The organism is Sediminibacterium sp. C3, from assembly GCF_000508085.1.
Lineage (GTDB): Bacteria > Bacteroidota > Bacteroidia > Chitinophagales > Chitinophagaceae > Sediminibacterium.
In genome coordinates this window covers 183,217-202,605 of the sequence record NZ_KI669560.1, presented here as the reverse complement: position 1 = coordinate 202,605, position 19,389 = coordinate 183,217, and the positions used below count along the sequence as shown (strand labels likewise).

The following is a 19,389-nucleotide window of genomic DNA, read 5'->3' as shown; positions in this document are numbered from 1 at the left end:
TTATGTAAAATTATTACACAATAATCGGATAAATTCCGATTATTTGCAAAAAAATATACATAAATCTACAATATCGGCCTCAACCATTTCTCCGCAGTGGCTTCATCCATGCCTTTGCGGGCTGCATAGTCTTTAAATTGGTCTTGCTCAATTTTGCCAATTCCAAAATACTGACTCTGCGGATGCGAAAAATACCAGCCACAAACTGATGATGCTGGATACATTGCCAAGCTTTCTGTTAAGGAGATTCCTGCATTTTCTTGTGCATTCAACAAATCGAACAATTTGTATTTCTCTGTATGGTCCGGACAAGCTGGATAGCCTGGTGCGGGGCGGATGCCCTTGTATTGTTCTTTAATTAATTCTTCTGGGCTTAATTGTTCTTGTGCATCATAGCCCCAATATTCTTTACGCGTATGCAAGTGCAATGCTTCTGCAAATGCTTCTGCAAATCGATCGGCCAATGCTTGCAACATAATTTTATTGTAGTCGTCGTGTGCTGCTTCAAATCTTTCTAAATGTGGTTCTATGCCATGGATGCTAACTGCAAATGCACCAATATGATCTTTTTTATTGGCAGTTGCTGGGCTGATAAAATCGGCCAAAGATAAATTGGGTTGTCCGGGTGCTTTCTTGATTTGTTGGCGATGAAAACACAATTGAAATTTGTTATTTTCTGTTCTTACTTCTACGTCATCATGGTTGCTGGCTGCTTCCCAAAATCCTATCACACCTTTTGCCGTTAACCATTTTTCTGCAATGATTTTATCCAACAAAGCATTGGCATCATTGTACAATTTGGTGGCTTCTGATCCCACCACTTCATCGGTTAAGATGGCTGGAAAATTGCCATGCATTTCCCAAGTAATGAAAAATGGTTTCCAATCAATGAATGTTCTTAACTCATTCAAATCGTAATTTTCAAATACTTTGGTGCCTGTAAAGCTAGGTGTAGGGGGAGTATAACTGTCCCAATCAATAGCCACTTTATTTCTCAATGCCTCTGCATATGACAGGTATTGCTTTACGGATTTCTTATTGTCGAATCCTTCTTTTAGTTTGCTGTACTCTTGTACTAATTCATCTAAGAATGGGGTCTTTAGTTCTTTATTCAATAAAGAGCCCGCAACTGTTACACTTCTGGATGCGTCTAGTACATGCACTACGCCATTTTGGTATTCTGGTGCAATCTTTACGGCAGTATGCATTCTGGAAGTAGTAGCCCCTCCAATTAATAAAGGCTGCTTCATATTCCTGCGCTTCATTTCCTTGGCTATATGCACCATTTCATCTAAGGAAGGCGTAATCAATCCACTCAATCCTATAATATCTGCTTTCTCTCTTTCTGCTGCTTCTAATATTTTATCTGCTGGTACCATTACCCCCATGTCTACAATATCATAACCATTACAGCCTAATACTACACCCACAATATTTTTTCCAATATCGTGTACGTCTCCTTTAACAGTGGCCAATAATATTTTTGCTGCACCTGCCGTTTCTTCGTTCACTGTTCCTGCCGCTAAGTGTGCTTGTTTTCTATCTTCTTTTTCTTGCTCTATATAAGGCGTTAAAATGGCCACACTTTTTTTCATTACGCGGGCACTCTTTACCACTTGTGGTAAAAACATTTTTCCTGCTCCAAATAAATCGCCTACGATATTCATCCCATCCATCAATGGTCCTTCTATCACATCCAATGGTCTTGGATATTTTTGTCTGGCTTCTTCTGTGTCTTCGTCTATATAATCGGTGATGCCATTGATTAATGAATGCGCTAATCTTTTTTCAACAGGTTCTTTTCTCCAGGCTTCATCTTTTATTTCTACTTTTCCCTTGGCCTTAACGGTTTCTGCGTGTTGGATTAATTTTTCTGTGGCTTCGTTGTTGTCGTTGTTTCTATTCAAGATAACGTCTTCGCATAAAGCCCTTAGGGTGGGTTCTATTTCATCGTACACTACCAACTGTCCTGCGTTTACAATCCCCATATCCATACCCGCTTTAATGGCGTGTAATAAGAATACAGAATGGATGGCTTCTCTTACATGGTCGTTGCCTCTAAATGAAAATGATACATTTGATACACCGCCTGAAACTTTTGCCAATGGCATCAATCGCTTGATTTCTCTGGTGGCTTCAATAAAATCTACTGCATAATTATTGTGTTCTTCTATACCTGTTGCAATCGCAAAAATGTTAGGATCAAAAATAATATCCTGTGGATCAAAACCTACTTGCTCGGTTAATATTTTGTATGCACGATGACAGATTTCTATTTTTCTATCCTTGGTATCTGCTTGGCCTACTTCATCAAATGCCATTACAATGACTGCTGCCCCAAAAGATTTACAAATGAATGCTTGCTCTATGAATTTTTCTTCTCCTTCTTTCATAGAGATGGAGTTCACAATACATTTTCCTTGCACACATTTTAATCCTGCCTCTATGATCTCAAATTTGGAGCTATCAATCATGATGGGAATGCGCGCGATATCTGGTTCGCTTTGTAACAGATTTAAATAAGTGGTCATGGCACTTACGCCTTCTAACAAAGCATCGTCCATGTTCACGTCTAATATTTGTGCGCCGCTTTCTACCTGTTGTCTGGCAACAGATAATGCTTCTTCAAATTTATTTTCTCTGATTAAGCGTGCAAATTTCTTTGAACCTGTTACATTGGTTCTTTCGCCTACGTTTACAAAATTCGTTTCTGGTCTTATGACTAAAGGCTCTAATCCGGAAAGCCTTAAAAAAGGTTTGATAGTACTCATTGCTTAAAGGGTTGTTTCAACCACAGGTAAGGGTCTGGGTTGCATTTTTCTTACGTTGTCTGCAATATGTTTTATATGATCGGGTGTTGTTCCGCAACATCCACCTACAATATTTACGAAGCCTTGCTTGGCCCATTCTTCAATAAAATGCGCGGTTTGGTGTGGAGCTTCATCGTATTCGCCCATGGCATTGGGCAAGCCTGCATTGGGATAAGCCGAGGTATAGCAGGCGGCTATTTGTGACAGCTCTTCTATATGACTGCGCATTTCTGCTGCACCTAGCGCACAGTTTAGTCCAATGCTGATGGGGTTGGCATGCATCACAGATGTATAAAATGCTTCTAAAGTTTGTCCACTCAGGGTTCTTCCCGATGCATCGGTTATGGTTCCACTGATCATGATGGGCAATTCGGGAATGCCCTTGTCTCTGAAATATTTTTTGGCTGCGTAAATGGCTCCCTTTGCGTTCAGGGTATCAAAAATGGTTTCGATTAATAGGATGTCTACGCCTCCATTTACCAATCCATCTATTTGTTCATAATAGGCATTGGCTACTTCGTCAAAACTGACAGCGCGGTAACCTGGATTGTTTACATCGGGAGACAAACTCAAGGTTTTATTCAATGGTCCAATGGCCCCTGCTACAAATTTGGGTCCTGCGTCAGGATGTTTTTGTTGGTATTCATTTACCGCTTCGCGGGCACATTTGGCGGCGGCTACGTTCAACTCATAAGCCAAATTTTGCATGTCATAGTCTGCCATGGCAATGACTGTGCTGCTGAATGTATTGGTCTCAATAATATCTGCACCCGCTTCTAAATACAATAAGTGTATGCCTTTGATAATCTTTGGCTGGGTGATGCATAGCAAATCGTTATTGCCTTTCACGTCTACATGCCAGTCTTTGAATCGCTCGCCTCTGTAATCGGCTTCCGTTAAATGATGCTTCTGTATCATGGTACCCATGGCACCATCAATTACCAGAATTCTTTTTTGTAGTTCTTGTTTTAGTAACATAGTATTGGTTCTTACACCGCTGGTGATTGAATGAACCAATAAACGAAGGAATGTGGGGGAGTTGCACTTCTACGTTTATTAGTTCTAGTTAACTAGCCATAGAGGTACAACACCACTATGGCCAGGACCCTGGCTGAACAATAAACAAATCCACCAAAGTCGGTGCAAAGATACACCCATATTGTATTCCGTCAAAATAAGGCCCCGCCTTAATCTTTCTTGCTTCTAATTTTATTGATAAACCGCATTGATTTCTGCGTTCACTTTTTCTGTCACCGCAGAGGCTTCAATCTTGTGGTCTTTCATGACAATGGGGAATTTGCCAGTTGCAGATACTTTGCCCGCTTTTACAGTGATGGTACCATTTACCGTAACGGGTTTGCTTACGCCATGTAAGGTTAAATTACCTTTTACCACTGCTTTGTAGCTACCATCTTTGGTAAAATTGATATCCTTGATATTGCTGATAGTGCCCTTGAATTCTGCTCTGGGGAATTTGTTGCTCTCTACGTAGTCGTTGTTGAACTTTTCCTGCATTTCTGCGTATTCAAACTTAAACCCTTTGATGAGCAAGCTAAAGCTGATCTCTCCTTTATCGGATAAGCGGCTGGCTACTTCATTGTTTACGGCTTTAACGTCTTCATCGTTGGTAGCTATAAAGCTTACTTTGGCATTGCGGGTGCCATACAATTTTTGTGCCTGCGTTTGTGTAAATGCAATGCTGCATAGAGCTATGAATAGAAACTTTTTCATGGTGTTATATTTTGCGAAACGAGATTTTACATTATTTAGGTTGCGATTTTTTTTGCCTATGGAATTAACACTCCTTCGTTAATCACCACATTTGCATCCGGTATATAGCCGGTACAGATTCCTTTGAAACGTATGGTACTACCGGCTTTCAGCTCACCCGGATTGGTTTTAAAGGTACAGTTGATTACAAAAAAGGGATCGTCTGTTTTAAAATTCACCACTACCTGTCCATCCTGGTTGGTACTAAAGTCTACAATTTCTCCTTCAATCTCAATGGCTTTGTCCAGGTATTGTGCGTTGGCTGCGGCTTCATCTTTTTTAAAAGCTTCAAATAGAGCTTGGGCCTTTATGATAATTGCTTTTTCGGTGGTTACATCCCTATGCGGCTTGGTCAATATTTTATAGACTATAATCCCACCGGTAATGGCTCCTGCCAGTCCCAGCATTAATATGATTTTTACCCATTTTTTCATAACGGACTTGTTTTAATGTTTAAACAACGAAATTACTCAATTGTTTGCAAAAACCAGCAAATTCTTATTGCGCCAACTGTTATTGCACTTACCCCTATTGCACATACTGCTGAACAGGCAGTCGGTTGGCAATGCTTCGGGCCAAGGTCATTTCGTCTGCATATTCCAGTTCTCCCCCAAATGCTATGCCACGGGCGATAGTGGTGATTTTGCAGGACAAATGGGCAATTTTTTTCTGAATAAAATAAATGGTCGTGTCTCCCTGTATATTCGGACTCAGTGCAAAAACCAATTCGTCTATCTGCTCCTGCGTAATCCGTTTCACCAGCAGTTCAATCGTAAGCTGGTCGGGGCCTATGCCATCCAAGGGGGATATAATCCCTCCGAGCACATGGTAAGTGCCGTTGAATTGCTGGGTACTTTCTATCGCAATCACATCCCGTATATTTTCTACTACGCAAACAATATGCTGATTGCGCGCTGTATTGCTGCAGATACTGCAGATTTCGCCGTCACTGATATTATTGCAGCGTTTGCAAAACTGTATCTCCTTTCGCATTTTGGTTAAAGTGTCTCCAAACAAAGCGACTTCATTTACATCCTGCTTCAATAAATGTAAGACCAGTCTGAGCGCGGTCTTTTTTCCAATGCCCGGTAGCTTGGCAAATTGCGCTACTGCATTTTCTAATAAGGTGGAAGGGAGTTGCATTTTGTAAAGATAATCGGTTTACTTTGTGCTTTACCTTTTGTGTATGAAGCTGCATAATTTTAATTCTGGTCCTTCCATTTTGCCAGCGCCTGTGCTGAAACAGGCAGCTGAAGCGGTGTTGAATTATAAAAACACGGGTCTTTCCTTGTTGGAAATTGGTCATAGAACCCCTTGGTTTCTGGAAATTTTAGATGAAGCCAGAAATGCAGTGAAAGAGCTCATGCAAATAGATGATTCGTATGAAGTATTGTTTTTGCATGGGGGAGCAACCACGCAATTCATGCAGGTCCCTATGAATTTGTTAGATAGTCATGCAACGGCTGCCTACTGCGATAACGGCGTTTGGGGCAACAAAGCCTGGAAGGAAGCCAGCCTTTTCGGTAAAGTGGATATAGTGTCTGATGGAACCAGCAGCCAGTACCGATCCATCCCTAAAAATTTTCAAGTACCCAATGATGCTGCCTATTTGCATTTTACTTCGAATAACACGGTGGAAGGCACGCAATGGCATCAATATCCTGAAACATCGGTGCCACTGGTGGCAGATATGAGCAGCGATATTTTCAGCAGACCTGCTCCTTATAATACACTCTCTCTTATTTATGCAGGGGCTCAAAAAAATATGGGCGCTGCTGGTGTGAACCTGGTGGTGGTGAAAAAAGATTTGCTCGGAAAAATTGCAAGAAAGATTCCTACCATTATGAATTACCAGAAACATATTGAAGCGGGTTCTCTAATGAATACGCCTCCTGTGTTTGCTGTGTATGTGAGCATGCTTACGCTTCGCTGGATTATTCAGGAAGGCGGTTTGGATGCTATGGGCATGCGCAATGCCAGAAAGTCTTCTCTTTTATATGATACCATTGATTCCATTCCGCTTTTTGATGCTCCCGTGGCCAAAGAAGACAGAAGTGAAATGAATGCAATTTTCTTTTTGAAAGATCCTTCCCTGGAAGAATCCTTCCTTGCACTTTGCAAACAGGAAGGCATGGTAGGCGTAAAGGGATACAGAACCGTGGGAGGTATTCGGGTTAGCATGTACAATGCTTTGCCACTGGATAGTGTTACTGAATTTTGTAACCTGTTGCATTATTTTGCGCAGAAGCACGGATAGTAGGGTATTATCCTAACTTTTCATTTGTAAATATTCACCGATATTTGCCGAATGGCAATAATCAAACCTTTCAGGGCGCTCAGGCCCCAACCACAACTGGCCAAGCAAGTAGCCAGCTTACCTTATGATGTATTGAACAGTGCAGAAGCAAAAATTGCTGCACAAGGCAATTCGCATACTTTTTTACATATCACCAAAAGTGAAATTGACTTATCTGATAAAATAGATATTCATAGTGCAGAAGTGTACGCACAGGCTAAAGACAATTTAGATGCATTCATTAAACGTGATGTGTTGTTCAGAGAATCCAAACCCTGCTATTATATCTACCAGCTTATTATGAATGGCAGAAGCCAGACAGGTCTGGTTTGCGTGAGCAGTGTGGATGATTATGAAAATGACCTGATTAAAAAACACGAGTTTACCCGTCCGGAAAAAGAACAGGATCGCATCAATCATATTAAAACAACGGGTGCGCAAACGGGCAATGTGTTTTTAGCGTATCGCAACCATGCTGCTGTTGATACCATTATCAATAATTGGAAGCAGGCCAAATCTCCTGTTTATGATTTTATTGCTGAAGATGGCATTCAGCATAGCATCTGGATTGTGAGTGATTCTGATATTGTGGATTCTATCACGGCTGTTTTTGAAAAAGAAATTCCTTGTACCTATATCGCTGACGGACATCACCGTGCGGCTTCTGCTGCCAAAGTACGCAAGCAAATCAGTGGCGAAGTACCTGAAGGGGCTAATTATTTTCTAACGACTTTGTTCCCCTCGAATCAATTGTACATCATGGATTACAATCGTGTGGTAAAGGATTTGAACGGGTTGAGCAAGAATGATTTTTTAGCGGCTTTGTCTGCTTCCTTCGATGTGGTTTCTATGGGCAAGCAAATGGTGAAGCCTGAGCAATTGCATACCATGGGATTATATGTGGGTGGTGAGTGGTTTTTGCTAACGGCAAAGCCTGGCACTTATTCCAATGATCCGATTGGTGTATTGGATGTGTCGGTTTTACAAGAAAAAATATTGGGTCCCATTTTAGGTATCTTAGATCAACGCACCGACAAGCGCATTGATTTTGTGGGAGGAATTAGAGGGCTAGGCGCTTTGGAACAAAGAGTGGATAGTGGTGAAATGGCTGCTGCCATTAGCTTGTATCCTGTTACCATTGATCAGTTGTTTGCCATTGCAGACAGCGGAAATGTAATGCCTCCTAAGAGTACCTGGTTTGAACCGAAGTTGAGAGATGGTCTCTTAACACACTTGATTAATGATTAATGCATTTCAATACAGCATGAATATGAAAAAAATATTTTTAGGATTCTGTGGCTTTTTGCTGACCATGCAAATGCATGCGCAAGCTCCAACTGTTAAGCAATTGCAGGAATCTGCGGTGGCGCTGATGCAACAGGGAGACTTTACCAATGCCATGGTAGCACTGGAAAAAGCCAAAGTGCAGGAGCCGCAAAACCTGGAAACCCTGAAGAATATTTCTTTCTGCTATTTTTTGCAAAGAGAATTTGCGCAGGCCATTGATGCAGGTAAAATGGCGATTGAACATCCCAGTGCTGATCAGCAAAGTTTTCAGATTCTGGGTATGTCTTATAAAGCCATTGCAGATTATGCAGCTGCAAATAAAATGTATAAGCGTGCATTGAAAAAATTTCCTGACGGAGGGGTGATTTATAGTGAATATGGGGAGAGCCTGATGCAGGAAAATAAAAAAGACGAAGCCATTGCTGCCTGGGAAAAAGGAATTGAATTAGCTCCTTCTTACAGTGCCAATTATTATCATGCTGCCAAGTATTACTACAAAGAAATGAATTGGATCAGGGTGTTGATTCATGGGGAACTTTTTGTAAACCTTGAGAGTTATACTACCCGTACAGAAGAAGTGAAAAAAGCCCTTTGGGATGCGTATCGTAATGTGTTGCGTCCAATAGTGAAAACGCCTTATCACCTGGTTCCCAAATATTCCGCTTTTGAACAAAAGCAACTGGCCATCTATGAAAAGACAAGACCCATGGTGGCAGATGGCTTAACCATTGATCATATCGGGAGCATCAGAACCCGTTTGCTTACCGAGTGGATGACAGAGAATGCAACAGCTTATCCGTACCAGTTGTTTCAGCATTGGCAGCATATGATTCGGGAAGATATTTTTGAAGCCTATAATCAATGGTTGTTTGGTGCTGTTTACGATGCAGATGCCTATAAAAAATGGCAGGAGACCCATGCAGAGGAAGCCAATAAATTCAGGGAGTTTCAGCAGAGCCGGGTGTACCGCCAGCCAGCAGGTCAGTATTATTTAAATTAGTGATATAGATTCAAGTTGTTAAGCCAGTGCAAACTGGCTTTTTTTTTTGTCTTTAATTGCCTAATTTGACCGTCTAAATAAAGTGAATTCACTTTAAACGATTGCGTTATGACTATTAAGCGACTTTTTGATGCCGTAAATTATCAGCTTGAGCATTTCCCAAAGCAGGACATGTTGTCGGCTAAAATAAATGGACAGTGGAAACCCTATAGTACACAGGAAGTAGCCGATACTGTAAACCGCTTTAGTGCTGGATTGCTTTCACTGGGTGTTCAAGCCAATGACTTTACGCCCGAAGGCAGTGATAAAATTGCCATCATTAGTAACAATCGTCCTGAGTGGGTTTTTACAGACCTGGCTGTGCAGCAGATTGGTGCCATTCTGGTTCCTGTTTACCCAACCACGAATCCCAATGAACTGGCCTTTATTTTAAATGACGCAGCGGTTAAATACATTTTTGTCAGCAACGAAGAATTACTAGCCAAAGTGAACAGCATTCTGGATAAAGTACCTTCTATCAAAGGGGTTTATACTTTTGATACCATTGCAGGTGCAAAGCACTTGTCTGAAGTAACCAACCTGGCTACGCCTTCTTTATTGTCTGAAGTGGAAAGTATCAAAGCAACCGTTCCGGTTGATCACCTGGCTACGATTATTTATACATCCGGAACTACCGGTACCCCTAAGGGTGTAATGTTGTCGCATGCGAATATTTATACCAATGTTCAATTCAGCAAAAAGAGTTTTCCTTTTAATGATGCTCCTGAATCAAAAGTACTGAGCTTCCTTCCGCTGAATCATATTTTTGAAAAAACCTGTACTTATATTTATTTGTATAGTGGCATTAGTATTTACTACGCGGAAAGTCTGGATACCATTGGTGATAATCTGAAAGAAATTAAGCCCAATGGCTTCACTACGGTGCCTCGTTTGCTTGAAAAAGTTTTTGAAAAAATCATGGCCAAGGGAAATGAGCTTACAGGTACCAAAAGGAAATTATTCTTCTGGGCAGTTGATTTGGCTGAGAAATACGATAACAGAGTCAGTGGCGGTCTATGGTACAATATTCAATTGGCCATTGCGAATAAACTAATTTTCTCCAAATGGCGCGAAGCCCTAGGCGGTAATATCTCCTTCATCATAACGGGTGGTGCTGCCTGTCAGGTAAAACTTTTACGCATTTTCAATGCAGCTGGCGTGCCTGTTTACGAGGGTTATGGTCCTACAGAGAATAGTCCGGTGATTTGTGTGAACCGTCAGGAAAAAGGCGGCACCAAGTTTGGAACCGTAGGTCCTGCTATTGAAGGCATTCAGGTGAAGCTGGCAGAAGATGGTGAAATCATGGTAACGGGTCCCTGTGTAATGAAGGGCTATTACAAACGCCCCGATTTAACAGCAGAAACTATGTCGGATGGTTGGTTGTTAACCGGTGATATCGGCATCTGGGACGAAAACAGATTTTTGAAAATCACCGATCGCAAGAAAGAATTATTTAAAACCAGCGGAGGAAAATATGTTGCTCCTCAACCGATTGAAAACAAATTAAAGGAGAGCCCATTTGTAGAGCAAGTGATGGTGGTTGGCTCAGAGCGAAAGTTTGTAGGTGCTTTGATTGTTCCTTCTTTTGCTACGCTAAAAGAGTGGATGAGAGAAAAGGAAATTCCTTACACTACCAATGAAGATGTGATTCATCATCCGAAAGTTTTAGAACTCTACAGAGAACTGGTGGAAAGTTTCAATAAATTCTTTAATCATGTTGAGCAGATTAAAAAATTTGAGTTATTGCCCAATGAATGGACAGTAGACACTGGTGAAATGACACCTAAATTGAGTTTGAAGCGAAAAGTGGTGAACGAGAAATTCAAAGACGCCATAGAAAGAATCTATGCCTGAACCTAACACCTTACTGCGCATTTTAGTGGTAGAAGATAACCCGGCAGATCAGGTTGTTTTAGAGGGATTGTTATGGAAGACCAGATTGCCCATCAGTCAGATATTTCGTGCCAGCACCAATGCAGAAGCAGATACCTGGTTAAAAAACGAAAAACCAAGTTTGATTTTATTGGATCTTTCTTTGCCGGACAGTGTCGGCATTGATTCTTTTAAGCATATAAACAGTGTTGCCACTGCTATACCCATTATAGTATTAACCGGCTTGTCTGATACAGAGACTGCATTGGAAACGATGGCAGCCGGTGCCCAGGATTACCTGGTGAAAGGCGAATTTGACGAAAAACTACTTTCCAAATCTATTCAGTACAGTATTGAGCGAAAGCGCAACCTCGAAAATATACGTGTTAGCAACGAACGCTATAATATTGTTGTGCAAGCCACCAGTGATGCGGTGTGGGAATTGAATTTAGCAGATCAGACAGTATTGTGGGTTGGAGATAATTTTAAAAAAACCTTTGGTTACGACCTGGTGGATGTATATGTAGAGGCTTCTGATTGGGTAAATAAAATTCATCCGGATGATAGAGATAGGGTACAGACCAGTATAACAAATGCTTATTCTAAACAGGGCAGTCCTTACTGGAAAGAAGAGTACCGTTTTTTAAGGGCTGATGGATCCTATGCCTATGTGTTGGATCGAGGTTACATTATTTATGAAAATGAGCAGCCTGTCAGAATGATTGGTGCTATGCAGGATATAACTGAGAGAAAAGAAAGTGCTGAAAAAATTCTGCTTTCAGAAAAGCGCTATCGTAGTTTATTCTATTATAATCCAATGGCTATTTTTATCTGGGATCTGCAAACCCAGCAGATTCTGGAAGTGAACGATATGGCAGTGAAGGAATATGGTTATAGCAGGGAAGAGTTTTTACAATTGACGCTTTGGGATTTAAGATCCCCTGAACATTATGCTAAACTAAAACAGTTTATTGAGCATATTGCCAGTGCGCTTGAAATGGATTCCGGAGGTACCTGGGAGCATATGACCAAAACCGGTGAACGCATTTTCATGAATGTTTACTCGCACCGTCTTCAATACAATGGTAAAGATGCGGTGATGGCCATTGCACAGAACGTAACTGCCAAATTATTGCTGGAGAAAAAACTGGAAGAGGAAAGACTGATCAAACAAAAAGAAATTGCAGAAGCAGTTATCAATACCCAGGAAACCGAGCGGCACGATATCAGCAGAGAACTTCACGACAATGTTAACCAGCAACTCACTGTTGCCATGATGTACATTGCTTCTGCTGAAAAAAAGCAGGTGCCTGGTTCAGAACAATTAAGACAATCGGCAGATTATATTTTGCATGCCATTGAAGAAATCAGAAGATTATCCAAGGGCTTGGTTACTCCGTTGATTAAGGATTTTGGCTTGGTAAAAGCGATTGAAAGTGTGCTGGAAGATGTGCAGGCAGTTCAGGATATGGAGATTGAATTTTTGTGTGATACTTTTTTTGAGGACGATATTCATTATGATTTTAAACTCAGTCTATTCCGGATTGTACAAGAACAGGTAAACAATGTTTTAAAGCATGCACATGCCAGTACATTAAAAGTAGAATTGGGCAGAAACCAATCCACTATTTATTTGTCTATTTATGACAATGGAGTGGGTTTTGATGCTGCGGTTCAGAAAAAAGGAATCGGCTTGTACAATATTACCAGCCGTGTTGAATTGTTCAATGGAACCATTAGTATTCATACGGCTCCCACTGCAGGATGCGCCATGCATATGAGTTTCCCGATTACACAGGCAATTATGCGTCACTAAGCCTTTTCTTGGCCGATAAAAATTTTTGCCGGATGATGGTCTGCACTGGCTTTCGCTGAATTTTACTTTCGAGCCAGGAAATAACATCCAGGTACATAAATGCCCTGGTTTCCATTTTATCGTCCGCCATATTTTTTAATGTAGCCAGTAATTGTTCAAACAAGGGTTTTGTTTGATTGGGTAGGCTATGAAAACGCTGTTTTAAAAATTTAAATATGGCTTCTTCTGCTGCGCTCAGGTGTTGCATTTTACCCATGAACCGATATACAGACTTCAAAAGGTATTTCAGGTAATCATTATTGCCTAATTCATAATGTGCAATCAAATGCAGCAATCGCGCATAACATTGTAAGTCGGTTCTTAAATCTACTTTCAGGTTGATGATTTTATTTAAGTAGTCAATACTGCTGGCCGGATCTCCGCTTCCGAAATACAAAGAAGCAATTTTATAGTAGAATACCAGGGTTCTGTGCCGGTCCAGATAATCTTCGTATGCTTCCAGTTTAGCTTCAATCTCTGGCACCAGTTGTAATCCCTTCGTAAAACTACCTTCCATGAAATGCCTGTTCAGTTTTGCGGTATACAGATAGGTAAAACATTGCACGGTGTGATTAATATTATTTTGTACGAAGGGCATTTCCATGAATGCTTCCAGTTCTTTTACCGTCTCATTAAATTTCCGGTAATTTCTTAAATCGAAATGCGCGCCCAGCAAGTTGTGCATGCCCTTGATATAGTGGGCTGTTTCAATCTCCATCATTTTAGGCTCCGCCTTAAATAATTCCGTCCATTTGCTGCAATAACGATAATACATCAGAAAGTCCTGTGTAATAAATGCATACCAGCAATAACATTGGTAAGCATATAGTTTTTCATAAAACCCCTTCTCCTGTTCATTCTCATGCAACAGTGGGTGATTGAAATATATCGCCAGGGCTTTTTTGTCTGATTCGTTCCGGGCATGTCCGTGTCGGATATACCATTCGTACAATAACAAAGAAAGGTTAGACAGGGTACTGATATTGCTTAATCGCAGATTGATTTCATCAGACTCCTTGCAAAGCCTTGCAGCCCTGTCCTGCATGCTTCGTGTTATGTACAATGCTTCAATTTTTTTCTCGAGAAACAATACCTGTTGAATATAAGTAACCTGGTTATTGGCTTTGGCCATTTCTTTTACCTTGTCCAATACTTTCAAGCTCTGGATATTTAAACCCTTATTGTATAGTATTCTGGCAAAATCGAGTTGTTCATTTAACTGCAGATCTATGTTTTCATTTTGCTGTAACAAACGAACGCTCGCTAGTATTTCCTGGTATAAATGGGCTTTTAAGTTGGATAACTGTTGTTTTTGGAATCCAGGGTTTTTCTTGAGTAGTTGGGCTTCATCGTATTGACTCATTTTATCGAGTGCATCAAATAACTGAACCACTTTTAAGTTTCCGGATCCTGAATTCCGCGTGATATACAATTTAAAATTGCGCTTCTCCGCCCTTTCCAGAGAGTGGATGAGTTGGTGAAGCGGGTCTGTATTCCGGTTGGGCATCGTAAAAATATTAAGCTAGAATTCAATACTGTATTGGGTTTCACAGTTTTCAACTGCTGTTACGCAGTGTAAAACCCGGTCTATTTTGTTTCCAGACTAAAGATAAGGCAATCTAAATTCGAATACGACAGGCCGTACTGTTGTTATTTAAGGCAATCAATAGCAATGGATACGCGCCTGTCTTTTTATCTAAAAAACCGATACAATGGCTGATAAGATTCACATTTTTGACACTACCCTTCGTGATGGCGAACAGGTTCCCGGCTGTAAACTGAATACAAAAGAGAAACTGTCTTTGGCTGTGCAATTGGAAGAATTGGGCGTAGATATTATTGAAGCCGGATTTCCTGTATCCAGCCCGGGAGACTTTGAATCTGTTTCTCAGATTGCACGAACCATTAAGCATGCCACCGTTTGTGGCTTAACCAGAGCGGTTCAAAAAGACATAGAAGTGGCAGCGCAGGCCCTGAAGTACGCGGTAAGACCCAGGATACACACCGGTATTGGCACTTCTGATTTTCATATCAAAGCCAAATTCAATTCTACCCGTGAAGAGATACTGGCAAGAGCCATTCAATGTGTAAAGTGGGCCCGGAATTTTACAGATGATGTAGAGTTCTATGCAGAAGATGCAGGCAGAACAGACAATGAATACCTGGCAAGAGTGGTTGAAGCTGTTATTGCAGCAGGTGCAACTGTAGTGAATATCCCGGATACAACCGGATACTGTCTGCCCCATCAATACGGCGAGAAAATTGCTTTCCTGAAAAACAATGTTTCGAATATAGACAAAGCCATTATTTCCTGTCATTGTCATAATGATCTGGGTTTGGCTACAGCTAATTCTATCAGCGGGGTGATCAATGGTGCCAGACAAATTGAATGTACGATTAACGGATTGGGAGAGCGTGCCGGAAACACTTCATTGGAAGAAGTGGTAATGATTATTGCACAGCACAAGCAACTGGATTTGTATACCAATATCAAAACCCAATTGCTCAATCCATTAAGCAGAGAGGTTTCTGAGGTAATGCGTATGCCTGTTCAACCCAACAAGGCAATTGTAGGTTCCAACGCTTTTTCTCATTCTTCCGGCATTCATCAGGATGGCTTCTTAAAGTCTGCTGAAACCTATGAAATTATTAATCCTGAATTGGTAGGCGCTGAAGGAAGTAAGATTGTTTTAACTGCGAGAAGCGGCAGAAGTGCACTGGCTCACCGCTTACAGAAACTGGGATATGATTTTAACAGAGACGATATAGATGTTTTGTACGAAGATTTCTTGCTGGTTGCAGATAGTAAGAAAGAAGTGGAAGAATCCGATCTGAATCTTTTAGCTAACCAATATAAAAAACAGAGAGCGATAGCTTAATGAACGATTATGGGTAAAACATTATTCGATAAAATCTGGGATGCACATGTAGTGGAGAAAATAGAAGACGGTCCTTCTGTATTGTATATTGACAGGCATTTTATTCACGAAGTAACCAGCCCTCAGGCATTTAAAGGAATTGAAAAGAGAGGTCTTTCTTTGTTCAGACCCAAGCAAACCATTGCAACGGCTGATCACAATGTGCCTACCTTGAATCAGCATTTACCTATCAAGGATCAACTGAGTAAAATGCAGGTAGATCAGTTGATTGAGAACTGTGAAAAACATGGAGTAGAATTATATGGTTTGGGACATCCTTACCAGGGGATTGTACACGTCATTGGACCGGAGTTGGGTATTACCCAACCGGGCATGACGATTGTTTGTGGCGACAGCCATACCAGTACACACGGCGCTTTTGGGACCATTGCTTTTGGGATTGGCACCAGCGAGGTTGAAATGGTTTTTGCTTCACAGTGTGTATTGCAGACCAAACCCAAAACCATGCGCATCAATATTGAAGGTGCGTTGCAGCCGGGGGTGGTTTCCAAGGATATTATACTATACATTATCGCTAAAATTTCTGCCAGTGGTGCTACCGGTTATTTTGTTGAGTATGCAGGTAGTACCATTCGCGGGCTTTCCATGGAAGCCAGGATGACCATTTGCAATATGAGTATTGAAATGGGAGCCAGAGGCGGAATGATTGCACCAGACCAAGTGACATTCGACTATCTAAAAGGAAGAGTGTACGCACCAAAGGGAAATGCATGGGAGCAAAAAATGGCTGAATGGAAGGACTTGTATTCTGATGCTGATGCCGTATTTGATACTGAACTACATATTGATGCCAGTGAAATTGAGCCGATGATTACGTATGGAACCAACCCTGGATTGGGTATTCCTGTTCAGGCTCATATACCATTGTTAGAAAGCATTGCTAATGAAGGAGAGAGAAAGAATATGGAACAGGCACTTCGTTACATGGATTTACAAAGTGGCGCGTCCTTATTAGGTATGCCTGTACAACATGTTTTTATTGGAAGCTGTACCAATTCAAGAATTGAGGACCTGCGTTTGGTTGCCAATCTGGTGAAAGGAAGAAAAAAACACGATTCCGTTAAAGTGATGATTGTTCCCGGATCGCAGCAGGTGGCCAAGCAAGTGCATGCAGAGGGGTTGGATAAAATATTTACCGAAGCAGGTTTTCAGATTCGTCAGGCGGGCTGTAGTGCCTGTTTGGGAATGAATGAAGACAAAGTGCCAGCGGGTGAATATTGTATTAGTACTTCTAATAGAAATTTTGAGGGAAGACAGGGCGCTGGTGCCAGAACCTTACTGGCAAGTCCTTTAACCGCTGCCGCTGCAGCCATAACCGGCGTAGTAACAGATGTAAGAGAATTGATTAAATAATGGCAATAAACAGTTAGCGCAATCATGCAAGCATTAAAAGAAATACATAGTTCATTTGTTCCTCTGCCCGCAGAGAATGTGGATACGGATCAGATTATTCCTGCCCGTTTTTTAAAAGCCACTACCCGCGATGGATTTGGGAAAAATCTTTTTCGCGACTGGCGTTATGAAAACGATGATGAAACAAGACCCAAAGCTGATTTTGTTTTGAATCAACTGCAGTTCAGCGGAACCATATTGGTGGCTGGTAAAAATTTTGGTTGCGGATCTTCCAGAGAACATGCTGCCTGGGCACTTTTAGATTATGGATTCAAAGCCGTTGTCTCCAGTTTTTTTGCGGATATATTTAAGAACAATGCCTTGAACAATGGGGTTTTACCTGTTATTGTTTCTGAGTCTTTTCTGCAGAAAATTTTTTCGCTTTCGCCTGCCGATGCATTGCAAATTGATGTGGCCGCACAAACCATTACCATAGAGAAAACAGGAGAGCAGGAATCTTTTGAATTGAACCCTTACAAGAAAACCTGTTTGCTAAACGGGTATGATGATATAGATTTTCTCATCAGTCGTAAATCGGCGATTGAACAATTTGAATCAGCAAAAGCATAATATGGAAAAGAAAATAGCCGTCATTAATGGCGATGGAATCGGACCTGAAGTTACCGCACAATCAATTAAAGTACTCAATGCCATAGCAGAAGAGTTTGGGCATCAGTTCAGTTATACGCATGCATTAATGGGGGCTGTATCCATTGATGCAACCGGATCAGCTTTACCTGATGAAACACTGGCGGTTTGTAAAGAAAGTGACGCTATTTTATTTGGCGCGATAGGACATCCAAAGTTTGATAATGATCCCTCAGCCAAAGTAAGACCGGAACAGGGTTTATTACAGCTGCGGAAGGAACTGGGCCTGTTTGCCAATATCCGACCCATTACTACCTATCGTTCTTTGCATCATCTGTCTCCCTTAAAAGCAAAGCAGCTGGAAGGAGTGGATTGTATCATTTTCAGAGAGCTCACCGGCGGAATTTATTTTGGTAAAAGAACACTAACCGAAGACAAAACTTATGCTACTGATGAGTGTGCTTATCATGAACTGGAAATTGTGCGCGTTGCTAAAATGGCATTTCAGTATGCCCAGCAACGTAGAAAGAAATTGACCCTGATTGACAAAGCTAATGTACTCGAGACTTCCCGCTTGTGGCGCCGTATTGTGCAGGCTATGGCCATGCAGTTTCCTGAAGTTGCAGTGGATTATATGTTTGTAGACAATGCTGCCATGCAGATTATTGTGAATCCTGCCCAGTTTGATGTAATTCTTACGGAAAACATGTTTGGCGATATCATCAGCGATGAAGCCAGTGTGCTGAGTGGTTCATTGGGTTTACTTCCTTCTGCTTCTATTGGTAAAACCGCTGCCATGTTTGAACCTATTCATGGTTCTTATCCGCAGGCTGCTGGTAAAGACATTGCCAATCCCATTGGTTCTGTTCTTTCTGCTGCCATGATGCTGGATCATTTTGGATTGGCTGCGGAAGCAAACGCAGTAAGAGAAGCGGTTGACTGGACTTTGACCCATGCTTTTGTTACCCGCGATATTGATCCAATTAACAATTACGGAACAGAAGCCATTGGGGATTTACTCACAGACTTTATTCATAAAAAGCATGAGACCCAACAAGGAAATAATGCTGCTTTGAATGCGTCGACCATAATCTAAATAAAAAAAATTTAGAAAGTTCTTTGTTTTTATTCTTGCATAGACTTACCTTCGGAAGAATAGTAAATGCTCCATGCAGAATAAAGGAAATACGATAATAACAAAAACCAATACAATCTATAACACGATTGCTATTGTCATTATTATTATTACCGCTCTGCAAGGAGGTGGACTTAACTAAGTATTGAATAACTTAATATAAAGCCTCGCCTCATCAGCGGGGCTTTTTTGTTTAAATCTATTGAAATGAATTATTACCAATCGAATACCATTATTTATCATAATGGCGAATTTGTAAAAGCAGCGGAAGCGAAGATGGATTTATACAGCCAGTCGCTTCATTACGGCTATTCTGTTTTTGAGGGAATTCGCTCCTACAAAACAACGGACGGTTCTACTGCAATCTTTAAGGCAGTTGAACATTTTGAACGTTTGAAGATTTCTG

General features: G+C 41.1%; 15 protein-coding genes and 1 pseudogene. 10 read left to right on the top strand and 6 right to left on the bottom strand.

Annotation, left to right across the window (positions count from 1 at the left end; genetic code table 11):
- Positions 1-65: 65 nt before the first annotated feature.
- The 5 genes from metH to recR all read right to left on the bottom strand — a co-directional run bounded on the left by metH (position 66) and on the right by recR (position 5,723).
- Positions 66-2,771, bottom strand: a complete 2,706-nt coding sequence (metH, locus tag F777_RS0100910) for a methionine synthase (RefSeq protein WP_026750397.1) — start codon at positions 2,769-2,771, stop codon at positions 66-68.
- A gap of 3 nt (positions 2,772-2,774) precedes the next feature.
- Complete coding sequence (locus F777_RS0100905) at positions 2,775-3,788, bottom strand: homocysteine S-methyltransferase family protein (protein ID WP_026750396.1); 1,014 nt, start codon at positions 3,786-3,788, stop codon at positions 2,775-2,777.
- A 231-nt stretch (positions 3,789-4,019) separates the two neighbouring features.
- Positions 4,020-4,541: a YceI family protein gene (locus F777_RS0100900; protein ID WP_026750395.1), complete on the bottom strand. Its 522-nt coding sequence runs from the start codon at positions 4,539-4,541 to the stop codon at positions 4,020-4,022.
- Between the two features lie 56 nt (positions 4,542-4,597).
- Positions 4,598-5,014: an OB-fold protein gene (locus F777_RS0100895; RefSeq protein WP_026750394.1), complete on the bottom strand. Its 417-nt coding sequence runs from the start codon at positions 5,012-5,014 to the stop codon at positions 4,598-4,600.
- Between the two features lie 94 nt (positions 5,015-5,108).
- A complete protein-coding gene (recR, locus tag F777_RS0100890; RefSeq protein WP_026750393.1) occupies positions 5,109-5,723 on the bottom strand; it encodes a recombination mediator RecR in 615 nt (204 codons plus the stop codon).
- Positions 5,724-5,766: 43 nt separating this feature from the next.
- Here recR and serC point away from each other — a divergent pair, with 43 nt between their 5' ends.
- The 5 genes from serC to F777_RS0100865 all read left to right on the top strand — a co-directional run bounded on the left by serC (position 5,767) and on the right by F777_RS0100865 (position 12,890).
- Positions 5,767-6,837, top strand: coding sequence for a 3-phosphoserine/phosphohydroxythreonine transaminase (serC, locus tag F777_RS0100885; RefSeq protein WP_026750392.1), 1,071 nt, complete (start codon positions 5,767-5,769; stop codon positions 6,835-6,837).
- 51 nt (positions 6,838-6,888) lie between these two features.
- Positions 6,889-8,124 carry a DUF1015 domain-containing protein gene (locus F777_RS0100880; RefSeq protein WP_026750391.1) on the top strand — a complete coding sequence of 412 codons (1,236 nt, stop codon included), beginning with the start codon at positions 6,889-6,891 and terminating at the stop codon, positions 8,122-8,124.
- A 22-nt stretch (positions 8,125-8,146) separates the two neighbouring features.
- A complete protein-coding gene (locus F777_RS0100875) occupies positions 8,147-9,163 on the top strand; it encodes a tetratricopeptide repeat protein (RefSeq protein ID WP_161631460.1) in 1,017 nt (338 codons plus the stop codon).
- A 108-nt stretch (positions 9,164-9,271) separates the two neighbouring features.
- Entirely contained in the window at positions 9,272-11,056 is a 1,785-nt protein-coding gene (locus tag F777_RS0100870; protein ID WP_026750389.1) for an AMP-dependent synthetase/ligase, read from the top strand.
- Positions 11,049-12,890, top strand: coding sequence for a PAS domain S-box protein (locus F777_RS0100865; RefSeq protein WP_026750388.1), 1,842 nt, complete (start codon positions 11,049-11,051; stop codon positions 12,888-12,890). The genes F777_RS0100870 and F777_RS0100865 overlap by 8 nt, the downstream gene beginning before the upstream one ends.
- On the opposite strand, the gene F777_RS0100860 is transcribed toward F777_RS0100865, so the two are convergent.
- Positions 12,877-14,436 carry a hypothetical protein gene (locus F777_RS0100860; protein ID WP_026750387.1) on the bottom strand — a complete coding sequence of 520 codons (1,560 nt, stop codon included), beginning with the start codon at positions 14,434-14,436 and terminating at the stop codon, positions 12,877-12,879. The genes F777_RS0100865 and F777_RS0100860 overlap by 14 nt on opposite strands.
- A gap of 205 nt (positions 14,437-14,641) precedes the next feature.
- On the opposite strand from F777_RS0100860, the gene F777_RS15205 reads away from it, so the two are divergent.
- From F777_RS15205 to F777_RS18280, 5 genes and pseudogenes are all read left to right on the top strand, one after another.
- Positions 14,642-15,808: a 2-isopropylmalate synthase gene (locus F777_RS15205; RefSeq protein ID WP_081720431.1), complete on the top strand. Its 1,167-nt coding sequence runs from the start codon at positions 14,642-14,644 to the stop codon at positions 15,806-15,808.
- A gap of 9 nt (positions 15,809-15,817) precedes the next feature.
- Positions 15,818-17,221, top strand: coding sequence for a 3-isopropylmalate dehydratase large subunit (gene leuC, locus F777_RS0100850; protein WP_026750386.1), 1,404 nt, complete (start codon positions 15,818-15,820; stop codon positions 17,219-17,221).
- A gap of 24 nt (positions 17,222-17,245) precedes the next feature.
- Positions 17,246-17,830: a 3-isopropylmalate dehydratase small subunit gene (gene leuD, locus F777_RS0100845; protein ID WP_026750385.1), complete on the top strand. Its 585-nt coding sequence runs from the start codon at positions 17,246-17,248 to the stop codon at positions 17,828-17,830.
- Position 17,831: 1 nt separating this feature from the next.
- Positions 17,832-18,944, top strand: coding sequence for a 3-isopropylmalate dehydrogenase (leuB, locus tag F777_RS0100840; protein WP_026750384.1), 1,113 nt, complete (start codon positions 17,832-17,834; stop codon positions 18,942-18,944).
- A 246-nt stretch (positions 18,945-19,190) separates the two neighbouring features.
- Positions 19,191-19,389, top strand: a pseudogene (locus F777_RS18280) (branched-chain amino acid aminotransferase); the annotation flags it as partial.

Bases quoted from the DNA above. Each gene is read 5' to 3' on its own strand.
- F777_RS0100905 (WP_026750396.1), bottom strand. From the start codon at position 3,788: ATGTTACTAAAACAAGAACTACAAAAAAGAATTCTGGTAATTGATGGT.
- F777_RS0100870 (WP_026750389.1), top strand. From the start codon at position 9,272: ATGACTATTAAGCGACTTTTTGATGCCGTAAATTATCAGCTTGAGCAT.
- metH (WP_026750397.1), bottom strand. From the start codon at position 2,771: ATGAGTACTATCAAACCTTTTTTAAGGCTTTCCGGATTAGAGCCTTTA.
- F777_RS0100900 (WP_026750395.1), bottom strand. From the start codon at position 4,541: ATGAAAAAGTTTCTATTCATAGCTCTATGCAGCATTGCATTTACACAA.
- F777_RS0100865 (WP_026750388.1), top strand. From the start codon at position 11,049: ATGCCTGAACCTAACACCTTACTGCGCATTTTAGTGGTAGAAGATAAC.
- recR (WP_026750393.1), bottom strand. From the start codon at position 5,723: ATGCAACTCCCTTCCACCTTATTAGAAAATGCAGTAGCGCAATTTGCC.
- F777_RS0100860 (WP_026750387.1), bottom strand. From the start codon at position 14,436: ATGCCCAACCGGAATACAGACCCGCTTCACCAACTCATCCACTCTCTG.
- serC (WP_026750392.1), top strand. From the start codon at position 5,767: ATGAAGCTGCATAATTTTAATTCTGGTCCTTCCATTTTGCCAGCGCCT.
- leuB (WP_026750384.1), top strand. From the start codon at position 17,832: ATGGAAAAGAAAATAGCCGTCATTAATGGCGATGGAATCGGACCTGAA.
- leuC (WP_026750386.1), top strand. From the start codon at position 15,818: ATGGGTAAAACATTATTCGATAAAATCTGGGATGCACATGTAGTGGAG.
- F777_RS15205 (WP_081720431.1), top strand. From the start codon at position 14,642: ATGGCTGATAAGATTCACATTTTTGACACTACCCTTCGTGATGGCGAA.
- F777_RS0100880 (WP_026750391.1), top strand. From the start codon at position 6,889: ATGGCAATAATCAAACCTTTCAGGGCGCTCAGGCCCCAACCACAACTG.
- F777_RS0100895 (WP_026750394.1), bottom strand. From the start codon at position 5,014: ATGAAAAAATGGGTAAAAATCATATTAATGCTGGGACTGGCAGGAGCC.
- F777_RS0100875 (WP_161631460.1), top strand. From the start codon at position 8,147: ATGAAAAAAATATTTTTAGGATTCTGTGGCTTTTTGCTGACCATGCAA.
- leuD (WP_026750385.1), top strand. From the start codon at position 17,246: ATGCAAGCATTAAAAGAAATACATAGTTCATTTGTTCCTCTGCCCGCA.